This window comes from Bifidobacterium sp. LH_730 (assembly GCF_056355835.1).
On the sequence record NZ_JBKETB010000011.1, the window covers coordinates 65,777 to 79,764 of the forward strand.

Annotated in this window: 11 protein-coding genes; 10 read left to right on the plus strand and 1 reads right to left on the minus strand. The window is 61.4% G+C overall.

The annotated features are described in order from the left end of the window. Positions 1–61 precede the first annotated feature (61 nt). The 6 genes from AC1AUD_RS11290 (at position 62) to AC1AUD_RS11315 (ending at position 6,926) form a co-directional block, all read left to right on the plus strand. Positions 62–1,516: a hypothetical protein gene (locus AC1AUD_RS11290; protein ID WP_476574483.1), complete on the plus strand. Its 1,455-nt coding sequence runs from the start codon at positions 62–64 to the stop codon at positions 1,514–1,516. An 86-nt stretch (positions 1,517–1,602) separates the two neighbouring features. Then, positions 1,603–2,949 carry an ABC transporter substrate-binding protein gene (locus tag AC1AUD_RS11295; protein WP_476574484.1) on the plus strand — a complete coding sequence of 449 codons (1,347 nt, stop codon included), beginning with the start codon at positions 1,603–1,605 and terminating at the stop codon, positions 2,947–2,949. A gap of 69 nt (positions 2,950–3,018) precedes the next feature. Further along, positions 3,019–3,891, plus strand: coding sequence for a carbohydrate ABC transporter permease (locus AC1AUD_RS11300; protein WP_476574485.1), 873 nt, complete (start codon positions 3,019–3,021; stop codon positions 3,889–3,891). Then, positions 3,888–4,745 carry a carbohydrate ABC transporter permease gene (locus AC1AUD_RS11305; protein ID WP_476574486.1) on the plus strand — a complete coding sequence of 286 codons (858 nt, stop codon included), beginning with the start codon at positions 3,888–3,890 and terminating at the stop codon, positions 4,743–4,745. The genes AC1AUD_RS11300 and AC1AUD_RS11305 overlap by 4 nt, the downstream gene beginning before the upstream one ends. 37 nt (positions 4,746–4,782) lie before the next feature. After that, on the plus strand, positions 4,783–5,832 hold the full coding sequence (locus AC1AUD_RS11310) for a LacI family DNA-binding transcriptional regulator (protein WP_476574487.1): 1,050 nt from the start codon (positions 4,783–4,785) through the stop codon (positions 5,830–5,832). Continuing rightward, positions 5,829–6,926 carry a glycoside hydrolase family 172 protein gene (locus AC1AUD_RS11315; protein WP_476574488.1) on the plus strand — a complete coding sequence of 366 codons (1,098 nt, stop codon included), beginning with the start codon at positions 5,829–5,831 and terminating at the stop codon, positions 6,924–6,926. Before AC1AUD_RS11310 ends, AC1AUD_RS11315 begins: the two co-directional genes overlap by 4 nt. A 41-nt stretch (positions 6,927–6,967) precedes the next feature. Here the strand turns inward: AC1AUD_RS11315 and AC1AUD_RS11320 are convergent, their stop codons facing one another. Beyond that, complete coding sequence (locus AC1AUD_RS11320) at positions 6,968–8,104, minus strand: ROK family transcriptional regulator (RefSeq protein ID WP_476574489.1); 1,137 nt, start codon at positions 8,102–8,104, stop codon at positions 6,968–6,970. A gap of 358 nt (positions 8,105–8,462) precedes the next feature. On the opposite strand from AC1AUD_RS11320, the gene adhE reads away from it, so the two are divergent. The 4 genes from adhE (at position 8,463) to rplC (ending at position 13,982) form a co-directional block, all read left to right on the plus strand. Next, a complete protein-coding gene (adhE, locus tag AC1AUD_RS11325) occupies positions 8,463–11,189 on the plus strand; it encodes a bifunctional acetaldehyde-CoA/alcohol dehydrogenase (protein WP_476574490.1) in 2,727 nt (908 codons plus the stop codon). A 383-nt stretch (positions 11,190–11,572) separates the two neighbouring features. Then, positions 11,573–12,511: a YwiC-like family protein gene (locus AC1AUD_RS11330; protein ID WP_476574491.1), complete on the plus strand. Its 939-nt coding sequence runs from the start codon at positions 11,573–11,575 to the stop codon at positions 12,509–12,511. Between the two features lie 495 nt (positions 12,512–13,006). Then, on the plus strand, positions 13,007–13,315 hold the full coding sequence (rpsJ, locus tag AC1AUD_RS11335) for a 30S ribosomal protein S10 (protein ID WP_003827292.1): 309 nt from the start codon (positions 13,007–13,009) through the stop codon (positions 13,313–13,315). 16 nt (positions 13,316–13,331) lie between these two features. Then, complete coding sequence (rplC, locus tag AC1AUD_RS11340) at positions 13,332–13,982, plus strand: 50S ribosomal protein L3 (RefSeq protein WP_476574492.1); 651 nt, start codon at positions 13,332–13,334, stop codon at positions 13,980–13,982. Positions 13,983–13,988: the final 6 nt, after the last annotated feature.

Here is a 13,988-nt window from a genome sequence, read left to right on the forward strand (position 1 = left end):
TTATATTTAGTTCATCAAAGATGTTCAAGCGATTGAACAACACTAAACAACGAGGTTTCACATGGACAAGGTATTCTTTGCGCCGCGCGAGGGATGGGTCGGCGACATCATTCCCTTTTGCGAGGACGATCAGATCAGACTGTTCTTCTTGCATGAGCTTCGCGAGAACCCGCGCGTGGGCATGGGCTGGGGTTTGGTGACGACCGGCGATTTGGTTCATTTCAAGGACCATGGCGTGGCTCTGCCTCACGGCGGGATGTTCGATCCGGATTTCAACGCATACACCGGAAGCGTGGTCAAGGATGACGACGGCTTGTACCACCTTTTCTACACGGGGCATAATCCGCGTTTCATCGGCGACGACGGGTTGCCGCTGCAGGTTGTGATGCACGCGACCTCGGACGGCGACATGCTGCGCTGGGATAAGCGCCCTGAGCCGGTGTGCGTGGCGACACCGGGGCATGGGCAAAGCGATTGGCGGGATCCCTTTGTGTTCCGTGACGAAAGTCGAGGGTGCTGGAGGATGCTGTTGGCCGCCCGAAGCGTCGAAGGCGCCGAGCGGCGGCGGGGCGTCACGGCCCAATGCGTGTCGAAGGATCTTGAGACTTGGGAAGCCGCCCCGGACTTCTGGGCGCCGAACCGTTACATCGCCCATGAATGCCCGGAGGCGTTTCGGTGGGGCGATTGGTGGTACTTGGTGTATTCGGAATTCTCCGATGCGTTCTGCACAAGGTACTGCATGTCACGGAGTCTGGATGGTCCGTGGGTGTCGCCGGAGCGGGACAGTGTGGACGGACGGGGCTTTTACGCGGCCAAGACCGCGGAATGGCATGGCCGTAGATTCTTCTTCGGATGGATTCCGACCCATGTCGGTCATGTGGACGACGGCGATTGGCAGTGGGCCGGCACGATGTCGGTGTGCGAAGCGATTCAATGCCCGGACGGCACCCTTGATTTCCGTTTGCCGGAGGAGTTCGTCGCTTCCTTCGATACGGTGGTCGAAGACGGGGTCACCGACGTGCGGATCGGCCGACCCGATGGCAGCGATGTCATGATGGTCGGCGAGGCGCCCCGCACCTGCCTCATGCGTTTGGACTTCACGGTGGGCGAGGACAAGGCCGATCTATCGCTTCTGCTTCATGCCAGTGACGATGGAGACCGTGCCCATATGTTGCGACTCGAGCCGCGTCATGGCCGGATGGTCGTCGATCGATGGCCCCGCCGCGTCACCGGAGGCGAACAATGGCAGATTTCCGGTGACATTCCCCATCAGATCGAAACGGAACGGTTCTGCGATCTTCGCCCCGGGGTCCACACGTTGATCGTGGTCATCGAAGATGACATCTGCGTGGCCAACCTTGATGGTTCGGTTATGCTCAGCACCCGTATGGAAACCTCGTGGGGCGACCATATCGGCCTATGCTCCACCTCGGGGGAAACCGTGGTGAACGAACTGCGGCTCGCCACGAGAAGCGAAGGCGGGTCACGCAATGTCCTCGAAGCGGAACGGAGGTGATGGGCCGCCGAGAAACCATGGCAAGGGCATGGACGTTCTTGCCGACTGACAAACACCCAACATAACCATAAGACAAGGAAGTCATAATGAACAAGCATGTCATGAAGGCTCTGGCCGCCGTCGCCGGGTTGCTGTTGTTCACAGCCGCCTGCGGGGCAGGTGGGAAGGGCAACGCCACCGATGTCGATCCACAGGGGGAGATCAAGCCCCGTGAGATCTCCTGGCTGCTGTCGCGTCCTGCGGACGGCGGCGTCATCAAGGCGATGAAACAGATCGCCGACGAATATGCGAAGGACCATGAGGGGTTCTCGCTCAATCTCATCACCACGCCTGACCGCCCGTCCTACATCCAGAAGCTGGAGACGCTGGCTGCGGCGAACAAGCTGCCGGAGTTCTTTGACACCGACGCCACCCCATTCGCCCAGAAGCTCGCCGCGAAGGGAAGCATGATGGACGTCGAGAAATTGCTCAAGAGCATCGGCGTCTACGATGATTTCCGCGAATCCGCGCTCGATTATCAGCGTTTCGACGATGGATCGCTGTATATGGTGCCTTTCGAGAGCCAGGTCGAGGTCTTCTTCTACAACAAGGATCTTTTCGAGAAGGCCGGCGTCGAGACTCCCAAGACGCTTGACGATTTCCCCGTCATGTGCCGGGCCCTGTCCGAGACTGGCGTCACGCCCATCACCCTTGATGGGCAGGATGCCTGGCCGCTGGAACGATACCTCGCCTACTATCCGTTCCGTGCGCAAGGCGGCGAGTACGTCACCAAGCTGAAGAAGGGCGAGGCCAAGTTCGCCGATGACACGGGGCGCCAGGCCGTCGAGTGGATGGCCGAACTCGGCGAGTCCGGCTGCTTCCAGGAGGGTTTCTCCTCGACCGGATACTCCGACGCCCAGAATCTTTTCACCTCCGGAAAGGCCGCGATCTGGAATACCGGCTCCTGGGATCTTCCCACGCTGGCCACCGACAAGATCGATCCCGAGGTCCAGAAGAACATCGACTATTTCCTGCTGCCCACCACACCGGATAGCGTCACCGGCGAGAACGAATACGTGGTCTCCTCCGGCATCGGCATGGCCGTGAGCTCGAAGTCCTTCGACCCATTGGTGCGTGATTTCCTGAAGTTCGCCCTCGAGCGTTATCCCGACGTCTACGGCGCGACAGGTCAGTTGGCTCCGCAGAAGGACGCCGAGGTCGTCATCCCGGACAACGCCACGGAGCTCTATTCCCGCGTATATGGCGAAGCGGACAAGGTCGGCAAGGCGCTGGCCATGCCTTGGGACACCCAGCTTGATTCCACGTCGAACACGCGTCTGCAGCAGGAGCTGCCGCTTCTGGTGGCCGGCGATGTGAGCGTGGACGAGTTCATCGACACCATGGACCAGACCATTGCGGAGAACGGTCCGAAGGCGTTCGGCGTCAAGGATTGAGTAATCGGCGGGGAAGGCGTTGGATCCGCCTTCGCCTCCCCCGCATGGTTCAATGTGTGAGGAGCAGACATGCTGCCATTCCGTTCAAAGAAATCGGTGCTCATCTTTCTCATTCCTCCGTTGCTGTTGTACGGCATCGGCGTGGTGTTTCCCGTCATTCAGTCGTTGTTCCTGAGCTTCTTCGATTGGGACGGCATCAGCGACATGCAGTTCGTCGGTTTCGACAACTATGCGAAGATGCTGGCGGGCGACAAGGTTTTCTGGCAGTCCTTCGCCAACTCCATGATCTATCTGGTCATCTGCCTGGTGCTGCAGCTTGGAATGGCTTTGCTGGTCGCGACCCTGTTGCTCAACCTGACCAGAGGCAGGAATCTCGCCAAGACGCTCTACCTGCTGCCCGCGGTGATTTCCACGACGGCCATTGCGTTCCTGTTCCAGCGCATCTATTCGGTCAATCCCGTGGGATTGCTGAATCAGTTGCTGGACTGGATGGGTCTGGAGGGCTTGACCCGTGCATGGCTTTCCGATACCGGCACGGTGCTTGCGGCGGTTTCCGTCCCGGAGGGATGGCGCTTCTCCGGTCTGTACATGCTCATCATCTATGCGGCGTTCATGTCCATTCCGCAGGAGATCGAGGAGGCCGCGAGACTCGATGGCGTCAATGGATGGCAGATGTTCGCCAAGATCCGTTTCCCCTATATCCGTCCGGTGTGGATCACCACGGTCGTCATGGCGGTCACCTATGCGTTGCGAGGATTCGATATCCCCTATTTGCTCACCAATAGCAGGCATGGCCAGCTGGTCACGACGTACATGTATCGCACGGCGTTCACTAACACCAATTATGGATATGCATCCGCGATAGCGGTGTTCATCGTCATCGAATGCCTCGTGGCGGTGGGCCTCATCTTCGCGATGCTGGGCAGAAAGGCCGACCGATGAACAAGATCACCCTCCATGAGGCGAAGCGCCGTTTGCATTTCCACGGTCTGCTGAGCAAGATCATCGTAGCCATCATCATGGTGATCCAGGTCTATCCGTTGCTTTGGCTGTTCATCACCAGCCTCCGCACGGAGACAGACTTCGCCTCGGGCAATCCCTTCGGCTTGCCGCGCCAATGGACGCTTGAGAATTATGGCCGGGCCTTCGAGACCGGTGATATCCCGCAATACATCCTCAACAGCATCATCGTCACCTTCGGCGCGAATGTGCTGATTGTGATTCTGGGCATGATGGCCGCCTACGCCCTGCAAGTGCTTGGGTTCAAAGGCAGCAAGGTGGTGCGGGGAGCGTTTCTGCTGGGCATCATCGTCCCTGTGCAGATCGCGCTGGTGCCGCTGTTCATCGACTACTCGCAGGTCAATCTGCTCGACACCTACCTGTCGATGATCATTCCGCTCGCGGGCTTCGCGCTTCCGATGTCGGTCTTCCTGTTCAGCTCCTTCTATGAATATATTCCAGCGGAAACATATGAGGCGGCGTCGTTGGACGGCGCTGGTCCCTATAGGATCTTCGCTCAGATCACACTGCCATTGTCGCTCAACACAGTGGTCACCGTGGTTCTGGTCAACAGTATCTTCATCTGGAATGAGTTCATCTTCGCCAACACATTCGTGCTTTCCGATGGTCTCAAGACGATTCCGCTGGGCATGCAGAACTACATCGGCGCAATGGGCAACACGGACTGGACCGCGACCTTTGCCGCCGTCTGCGTGACCATCACGCCGCTGATGCTGGTGTTCCTGGTGCTGAACAAAGCGATGATCAAGGGCCTGGAAGGCGGCGTGGGCAAGTAGAATTCAGGTAAAGGCATATAACCGACTGCGAGGGATCATGAACAGACGGTCTGGGGACAGGGTGACATTGAAGGAAGTCGCTCAATTGGCGGGTACGTCGACTTCGACGGTCTCCTTGGTCATCAATGGCAAGCTGTCTGATCGGATCAGCCCGCAGACGAAGGCCAAAGTCAGGGCCGCCGTCCAGGAGTTGGGATACCGCCCCAACGTCATGGCCCGCACGCTGAGCACAGGGGCGTCGAGGATGATCGGGCTGGTCACGGATGCCATCGCGACCACGCCATTCGCGGGTCAGATCATCCAAGGCGCCCAGGACGAGGCATGGAAGCATGGCTATGTGTTGATGGTCGCCAATACCGACGGCAACGAGCAGTTGGAGCAGCAAGCCATCCAGCAGTTCATGGAATACAAGGTCAGCGGCATCCTGTATTCGTCCTGGTATCACCATGGAATCACTCCGCCGAGTCAGCTGACGAAGACGAACGCGGTCCTGGTCAATTGCTTCTCCGAGTTGGATGACGGTCCGACCGCCGTGGTCCCCGATGAGTTCGGTGGAGGATACGCGGCGACGCGGATGCTCATCGACCGGGGGCATCGACGCGTCGCGTTCGTCAACACAAATGCCGCCTCGCCCGCCAGAACCGGTCGTTTCGCCGGTTATCTCAAGGCGCTGGAGGAGAACCGCATCGTCTTCGACAATGATCTCATTTTCGAAGTCGACCCCGTCCAGGAAGGTGGCGCCGGGGTGGCGCAGGCGGTATTGGCATCGGGCGCCACAGGCGTTTGCTGCCATAATGATCGCGTGGCGATGGGGTTGATCGATGTGCTGAAGGAACGCGGTCACAAGGTTCCCGACGAGCTTTCCGTCGTCGGTTTCGACGATCAGCAAGTCATCGCAGCACATACACGGCCCCCATTGTCGACGGTCGCGCTTCCGCATTACGCACTGGGTGCGGTGGGAATGCGGGTGCTTCTCTCCGCCTGCGGGCAGTGCGACGATGCGCCTCAAGTGGATCGGGGCCGTGTCTTGGTGCCATGCCCCCCTGTGCCGAGGGAATCGATTCGCGATAGGAGGGACCAATCATGAGTTTTTCGATGGATGATTTGTTCGTGCCGCGCCATGAGAGGCCGCGATGCATCAACGCGGAGAATCGCCACGGGCGCAAAGGCGAGGGCGCGCAGGCGTCCAGTCCGCTCGGCCCGGGGCGCAAAGGCAGTCCTTGCATCGATCGAATCGAGGCTGGTGGAACGGCGGTCCTCGCCGATGTCGAGGGTCCCGGCATCGTTCGTCACATTTGGATGACCGTCACGGACCGGACGTCGGCGACCGGTCCGAATGTGCTGCGCGATCTGGTGCTCGAGATGTACTGGGATGGGGAGTCCGAGCCTTCCGTGAGGTCTCCGTTGGGCGACTTCTTTTGCTGCGGCCATGCCCAGGCCTGCGATGTGATTTCGGAACCGATCATGGTGTGCCCGAACCGTGGGTTCAATTGTTTCTTCCCCATGCCTTTCGAGCATATGCGCATCGAGGTGCGCAATGAGCACAACGAGGATGTGGAGGGCTTTTTCTATCAGATCGATTATGCGCAGGTGGATGCCCTGCCGCGGGAGGCGATGCGGTTCCACGCGCAGTGGCGGCGCAGCCTTATGACCGAAACGGCGCGTGACTATGTGATACTCGACGCGGTCCGTGGCCGGGGCGTCTACGTGGGCACCTATTTGGCGCATGTGGCGTTGGAAAGCAGATGGTGGGGCGAGGGCGAGGTGAAGATCTTCCTCGACGGCGATGACAAATACCCCACGTGGGTGTCGACCGGCACCGAGGATTATTTCGGCGGCGCATGGAGCTTCGCCGGATTCGACCAAGCCGGGAAAATGCATGAGCGTACCTACTGCGGGCCCTATATGGGATATCCGTTCCATAGTCGTCATATCGATGGGGGCGGCAGCCGGTACTGGGATGATGATGCGCCGGTCATGCGTGGACTGTATCGCTGGCATATTCCCGATCCGATTGCCTTCGACCATGACATCAGGGTGACGATTCAGCAAATCGGCGCGGACGAGCACGGTTTGTTCGAGCGCCGGGATGATGTGTCCAGCGTGGCGTATTGGTATCAGGACGAGCCCCATGTCCCGTTCCCCGAGGGGCCGGAACGCGCCATGCTCCGTCCTCGTTGATTTCTCCGTTTTTTCAATACGGAAAGTCGTTTTCGCAAAGGCTATCCAAGGCGTCCGGTGAGGCGGACGACCTCGGACTGGATGAAGGTAAGCGCGGCGCCGATGATGTCCTGGTCGTCGGCGCAGATGCTGCGGCGCAGCTCGAACTCGGCGCCGGGAAAGGGTGAGAGCGCCTCGACGCGGGTTTTGATCACGGCCAGCTCGTCGTCGTCCAGATAGGTGGTGGCCTCGCCGCCGAGGATGATGTCGCCGGCGAGCACCGCGCGGATATTGCTGATCGCCTGCGCCACATGGTCGAGCCACACGTTGAAACGACGGCGATGGCCGCGCTCGCCCTGCTCCAGCACCGAGAAGAAGCCGGGCAGGCTTTCGCCGTCCTCGGCCAGTGCCTCGGGGGAGCAGACGGTGTCCATGCAGCCGCGCTGGCCGCAGTAGCATTCCTTGCCTCCCGGTTCCAGCGTCATATGCTCGATCGTGCCGTTGCACAGGCTTGGGCCCCGGTAGAGCGCGCCGTTCACGATCACCGCGCCGCCGGGCCGCCGGTGCAGGTAGACGCATACCGCGTCGCGGATCGTCGGGTCGAACCACAGCTCGGCCATCGCCGAGGCGTCGGAGTCGTGGATCATCACCGCTGGCAGGTCGATGCCCTGGCTCAGCTGTTCCAAGGTCAGGCCGGTGTTGCCGGCGATCTGCCCGAAGGTGATGCGACTGCCATCCGCCGCGACGATGCCTTGGATCGCGAAGGCCACGCCCAGCACCTGGCTGCCTTTGGCGGCGATGTCGTTGGAGAAGGCCGTGACCAGTGCGCCGACGCGGCTGTAATAGACGTCGGTGTTGCGATACGCCATCGCGCGCTGCCGCCGTTCCAGCACCTCGCCGCGCAGGTCCACCGCCACCATCGTCAGCTCGCCCGAGCGCATGCTCACTCCGATGGCCGCCCGCGCGGCCGCATTGAACACATAGGTCTGCGCTTTGCGCCCGCCGGTCGATTCCCGCGGCTCGCCGCGCCCGATCAGCCCCTCCTGCTCCAGCGCGCGTAGATTCGCCGTGATGGTGGGCAGACTCAGGCCCAGTTCCCGCTCCAGCATCTGTTTCGTGACATGGTCATGGCGATAGAGGAACTCGGTGACGGTGTGCCGGTTCGCTTCCTTGAGCGTGACGGCGGATGCGGCCTTCATATGCTGCCTCCCGGAGTGAGGTATACGTACTTTTGGAAAAGTATATAAAAAAATAACGACGCAAAGTTTTACTTTTAAAAAAGAGATTTATAAAACATTGGAATCGCGCCATCCTGAAGTGGTGTCGTTTTCGCTGCCAAAACACACAAAAACACTCATATGGGACCTTTCGGCGATGATTTGTAGCTTAAGCGAACGAATAACGAACAGAAATAGAACGAAATAAAACATTTTTTGTGCGACACGACGACACGCCCGGCGCTTGCGGAACTTCGATACATTGTGAGTCAGGTCACATAACCATGTGGCAGCTAAGCAGACAACAACAGGGTTCGCCCGCAGTTCAAGGAGGACGACAGTGGCAGAGGCAACCAAGAAGGCAGCAACCCAGCCGACCGCCGAGGAGAAGGAGGCCGCGGCGAAGGCCGAGGTCGACGCTCTCGTCGCGAAGGCGCAGAAGGCGCTGGTCGAATTCGAGAAGCTGGATCAGAAGCAGGTCGACCATATCGTGGCCAAGGCTTCCGTCGCAGCGCTGAACAAGCATCTGGTGCTGGCCAAGATGGCCGTCGAGGAGACCGGCCGTGGCCTGGTCGAGGACAAGGCGACCAAGAACATCTTCGCCTGCGAGCACATCACCAATTATCTGGCCGGCCAGAAGACCGTCGGCGTGATCCGCGAGGACGACGTCATGGGCATCGACGAGGTCGCCGAGCCCGTGGGCGTGGTCGCCGGCGTCACCCCCGTGACCAACCCGACCTCCACCGCCATCTTCAAGTCCCTGATCGCGCTCAAGACCCGCTGCCCGATCGTGTTCGGCTTCCACCCGGGCGCGCAGAACTGCTCCGTCGCCGCCGCGAAGATCGTGCGCGACGCCGCCATCGAGGCCGGTGCCCCGGCCGACTGCATCCAGTGGATCGAGCACCCGTCGATCGCCGCCACCGGCTTCCTGATGGGCCATGACGGCATCGCGACGATCCTGGCCACCGGTGGCCCGGGCATGGTCAAGGCCGCATACTCCTCCGGCAAGCCCGCCCTCGGCGTCGGCGCCGGCAACGCCCCCGCCTATGTCGACTCCGACGTGGACATCGTGCGCGCCGCCAACGATCTGGTGCTCTCCAAGCACTTCGACTACGGCATGATCTGCGCCACCGAGCAGGCCATCATCGCCAACAAGGACGTCTACGCGCCGCTCAAGGCCGAGATGCAGCGCCGCAAGGCCTACTTCGTGAACGCCGATGAGAAGGCCAAGCTCGAGCAGTATATGTTCGGCTGCACCGCCGGCTCCGGCCAGATGCCCAAGCTCAACTCCGTGGTGCCGGGCAAGTCCCCGCAGTACATCGCCAAGGCCGCCGGCTTCTCCATCCCGGAGGACGCCACGATCCTCGTGGCCGAGTGCAAGGAGGTCTCCGACGACGAGCCGCTGACCCACGAGAAGCTCGCCCCGGTGCACGCCATGATCAAGGCCAAGGACAAGGACGAGGCCTTCGTGATGTGCGAGGCCATGCTCAAGCTCGGCGCCGGCCACACCGCCGCCATCCACACCAACAACGAGGCCCTGGTGCGCGAGTATGGCCTTCGCATGCACGCCTGCCGCATCATCTGGAACCAGCCCTCCTCGCTCGGCGGCATCGGCGACATCTACAACGCCATCGCCCCGTCGCTGACCCTGGGCTGCGGCTCCTACGGCGGCAACTCGGTCTCCGGCAACGTCCAGGCCGTCAACCTCATCAACGTCAAGCGCATCGCTCGGAGGAACAACAACATGCAGTGGTTCAAGATCCCCGCCAAGACGTACTTCGAGCCCAACGCGATCAAGTACCTGCGCGACATGTACGGCATCGAGAAGGCCGTCATCGTCTGCGACAAGGTCATGGAGCAGCTCGGCGTCGTCGATAAGATCATCGACCAGCTGCGCGCCCGTTCCAACCGCGTCACCTTCCGCATCATCGACTACGTCGAGCCGGAGCCTTCGGTCGAGACCGTCGAGAAGGGCGCCGCGATGATGCGCGAGGAGTTCGAGCCCGACACGATCATCGCGGTCGGCGGCGGCTCCCCGATGGATGCCTCCAAGATCATGTGGCTCCTCTACGAGCACCCGGAGATCTCCTTCGGTGACGTGCGCGAGAAGTTCTTCGATATCCGCAAGCGCGCCTTCAAGCTCCCGCCGCTGGGCAAGAAGGCCAAGCTCGTGTGCATCCCGACCTCCTCCGGCACCGGCTCCGAGGTGACCCCGTTCGCCGTGATCACCGACCACAAGACCGGCTACAAGTACCCGATCACCGACTACGCGCTGACCCCGTCCGTCGCTATCGTCGACCCGGTGCTGGCCCGCACCCAGCCGCGCAAGCTGGCTTCCGACGCCGGCTTCGACGCCTTGACCCACAGCTTCGAGGCCTATGTCTCCGTCTATGCCAACGACTTCACCGACGGCATGGCGCTGCACGCGGCCAAGCTCATCTGGGACAACCTGGCCGAGTCGGTCAACGGCGAGCCGGGCCTGGAGAAGACCAACGCGCAGGAGAAGATGCACAACGCCGCCACGATGGCCGGCATGGCCTTCGGCTCCGCGTTCCTGGGCATGTGCCACGGCATGGCCCACACGCTGGGCGCCCTGCTGCACATCGCGCACGGCCGCACGAACTCCATCCTGCTGCCGTATGTGATCCGTTACAACGGCTCCATCCCGACCGAGCCCACCTCCTGGCCGAAGTACAACAAGTACGTCGCGCCGGAGCGCTACCAGGACATCGCCCGCAACCTCGGCATCGACCCGGGCAAGACCCCGGCCGAGGGCGTCGAGAATCTGGCGAAGGCCGTCGAGGACTACCGCGACAACAAGCTCGGCATGAACAAGTCCTTCCAGGAGTGCGGCGTGGAGGAGGACTACTTCTGGTCCATCCTCGACCAGGCCGGCATGCGCGCCTACGAGGATCAGTGCACCCCCGCCAACCCGCGTATCCCGATGATCAACGACATGAAGGATATCGCCGTCGCCGCCTACTACGGCGTCTCCCAGGAGGAGGGTCACAAGATCCGCGTCGAGCGCGAGGGCGAGGCCGCCACCGAGGAAGCCTCCGAGCGCTGAGCGAATCCGTCCTCTGACCATGGGCCGGCCTGATGCCGGTCACTGAGTCATCTGACGATGCAAGGCCCCGGTTCCCACCACGGAACCGGGGCCTTCCCATACCTATATATAGGTATTAGACATCGCCCGGTCGGCAGCGTACGTTTATGAGCACTCCCACGGCATGCCTGCGCATAACCGTACGCTGAGCGCCGCCAAGAGTACGTTTATGAGCACGACTACCGTCGGTCTGCTCAGAATCGTACGGATGGAGTGGCTTAACGTACGTTTGTGAGCAGGCATATCGTGGGAGTGCTCATAAACGTACGCAGGGATGCGCGGGGGAGCGGTTTTCCGCAGGCCGGCTCTGGCATGTCGAATCGAGATGCCCTACGGTGGGGCGCATGACCCATACGAATGCCGTCACGAGCAAGAACCATCGGCACACGAGACGCTGCCCCTCCGATTGCCCGGTGCATGATCGCCATCCGCGCCCGACCACGGCGCGCGATTGGATCGCTGACCAGCCCGGCGCGTGGGTGATGGCCCTGTTCCCCGCGCTTGCCGGACTGATCGTGGGTGCGGCGCAATCCGGATCCATGCTGTGGACCGCGCTATGGCTGCTGGTGTGCTGGACGTTGTGCTATTGCTTCGAATTCTCGGTCGCCCGTTGGCTCAAATCGCGTGGCGGCCGCCGGTATCTGCCGCCCACCATCGGATACGGCGCGGTTCTTGCGTTGATTGGCGTGCCCTTCGTGGTGCTGCACCCGGATATCCTGATATGGGCGCCGATCTACGTCGTGTTGGCCGGCATCGAGTTCGCCGCCGCATGGCTGAGGCGGGAGCGCTCGCTGTGGGGGAACGCGGCGGCGGTGATCGCCGCTTCGCTGATGGCCACCATCGCCTATGGCTACGCGGGATATCGCCCCATGACCTCGCTTGAGGATTATTGCGCATATTATGACTGCATTGTCGGGGAGCGGATGGTCGACCTCATTGGCCCCGCTTGGCCGAGCGAGACGGGGCTGTGGCTCGCCGCGATCTTCGCCGTCATCGAATTCGGCTCGGTGCTGTTCGTCAAGACGATGATCCGCGAGCGCGGGGACCGTCGATACATGGCCGCGTCCTGGATGTGGCATGCGGCGCTGCTGGTGTGGTGGGTGATGTGGCGGCCCATGGACGGCTGGGGATGGATGACCGTGGTGGCCGTTGTATTGCTGCTGCGCGCGGTGGCGCTGCCTGTGGTGGCGCGGCGTCGGCATGTCAAACCCATGGTCACCGGCGCGGTGGAGGCGGTTGCCAATATCGTTGCGCTTATCTTCGTTATTTTGGCGTGGATATAGATATTAAGGTAATGGTGGTTGCGTTTTGTTATAAGGAGAGCTCCGTCGTCGAACAGTCCACTGGACTGTTCTCCTCCTCGCGCGGACGGCTTATGCGATTCCTTTGGAATCGCGGCCATCCGCGACTCGCCCACGGCGCCGTTAAGCAAACAGCCCGGTGGGCTGTTTGTAGGCGACGCCGAAGCCAGACATGGCTGAGGTAGCAAAGCAGCATTCGGGCGTGTCGCACGGGGCAAAGCCTGTGCGACACGCCCGAATTCCGTTGGGTAGGGCCGGTGCTTTAATAACAAAGTTGCCTGTTTCGGGCTCGCACAATTGGAATCAAAAAAGCGAGCGCGGACCGAGGACCGAAGCCCCAGTAGGTCCCCGACAGTTCCGCGCACTGATGACGGATGACCCGCCGAGGACGTATGTCCAAGGAAGGCCATGCGCGCCGGTGCCCCGAGCAGCAGGTTGGTAAACAGTACAACGAATCGCTAGAAAGGGCGGACGGCAATGGCGGGACAGAAAATCCGCATCAGGCTTAAGTCCTATGACCACGAGGTCATCGACCAATCGGCGAAGAAGATCGTCGAAACGGTGACGAACGCGGGCGCAACGGTTGTTGGCCCCGTTCCGCTGCCGACCGAGAAGAACGTCTTCTGTGTTATCCGTTCTCCTCATAAGTACAAGGATTCTCGCGAGCATTTCGAGATGCGCACCCACAAGCGCCTCATCGACATCGTGGACCCGACCCCCAAGGCCGTGGACTCCCTGATGCACATCGATCTGCCTGCGGACGTCAACATCGAGATCAAGCTGTAAGGGAGGAGGAACCGCTATGTCGCAACGTGCAGATCGCAAGGCGCTGCTGGGCAGGAAGCTCGGCATGTCGCAGGTGTGGGACGAGAACGGCTTCTTCGTTCCCGTCACGCTGGTCGACGTGTCCACCAACGTGGTCATCGCCGTCAAGTCCGAGGAGACCGACGGCTACAAGGCCGTTCAGATCGGCTACGGCCAGATCGACCCGCGCAAGGTGACCAAGCCTCTGGCCGGTCACTTCGCCAAGGCCGGCGTCACCCCCCGTCGTCATCTCGTCGAGGTGCGCGAGGACAACGCCGATGAGTACACCGTGGGCCAGGAGCTCGCCGCCGACACCTTCGAGGAAGGCACCGAGGTCGACGTGACCGGCACCACGAAGGGCAAGGGCTTCGCCGGCACCATCAAGCGCTGGGGCTTCAAGTCCTACCGCCGTTCGCACGGCTCGCACAAGAACGAGCGTCGTCCCGGCTCCGTCGGCGCATGCGCCACCCCGGGTCGCATCCTCAAGGGCAAGAAGATGGCCGGCCGCATGGGCCACGTCACCTCCACCGTGCAGAACCTCACCATCGTCTCCGCGGATGTTGAGAACGGCATCCTCGCCATCAAGGGCGCCATCCCGGGCCCCAAGGGCGGCATCGTTCTCGTCCGTTCGGCAGTGAAGGGAGCCTGATAAACC

Excerpts from the sequence above, each read along its gene's own strand:
- AC1AUD_RS11290 (WP_476574483.1), top strand. The coding sequence starts at position 62 with ATGGACAAGGTATTCTTTGCGCCGCGCGAGGGATGGGTCGGCGACATC.
- AC1AUD_RS11295 (WP_476574484.1), top strand. The coding sequence starts at position 1,603 with ATGAACAAGCATGTCATGAAGGCTCTGGCCGCCGTCGCCGGGTTGCTG.
- AC1AUD_RS11300 (WP_476574485.1), top strand. The coding sequence starts at position 3,019 with ATGCTGCCATTCCGTTCAAAGAAATCGGTGCTCATCTTTCTCATTCCT.
- AC1AUD_RS11305 (WP_476574486.1), top strand. The coding sequence starts at position 3,888 with ATGAACAAGATCACCCTCCATGAGGCGAAGCGCCGTTTGCATTTCCAC.
- AC1AUD_RS11310 (WP_476574487.1), top strand. The coding sequence starts at position 4,783 with ATGAACAGACGGTCTGGGGACAGGGTGACATTGAAGGAAGTCGCTCAA.
- AC1AUD_RS11315 (WP_476574488.1), top strand. The coding sequence starts at position 5,829 with ATGAGTTTTTCGATGGATGATTTGTTCGTGCCGCGCCATGAGAGGCCG.
- AC1AUD_RS11320 (WP_476574489.1), bottom strand. The coding sequence starts at position 8,104 with ATGAAGGCCGCATCCGCCGTCACGCTCAAGGAAGCGAACCGGCACACC.
- AC1AUD_RS11330 (WP_476574491.1), top strand. The coding sequence starts at position 11,573 with ATGACCCATACGAATGCCGTCACGAGCAAGAACCATCGGCACACGAGA.
- rpsJ (WP_003827292.1), top strand. The coding sequence starts at position 13,007 with ATGGCGGGACAGAAAATCCGCATCAGGCTTAAGTCCTATGACCACGAG.
- rplC (WP_476574492.1), top strand. The coding sequence starts at position 13,332 with ATGTCGCAACGTGCAGATCGCAAGGCGCTGCTGGGCAGGAAGCTCGGC.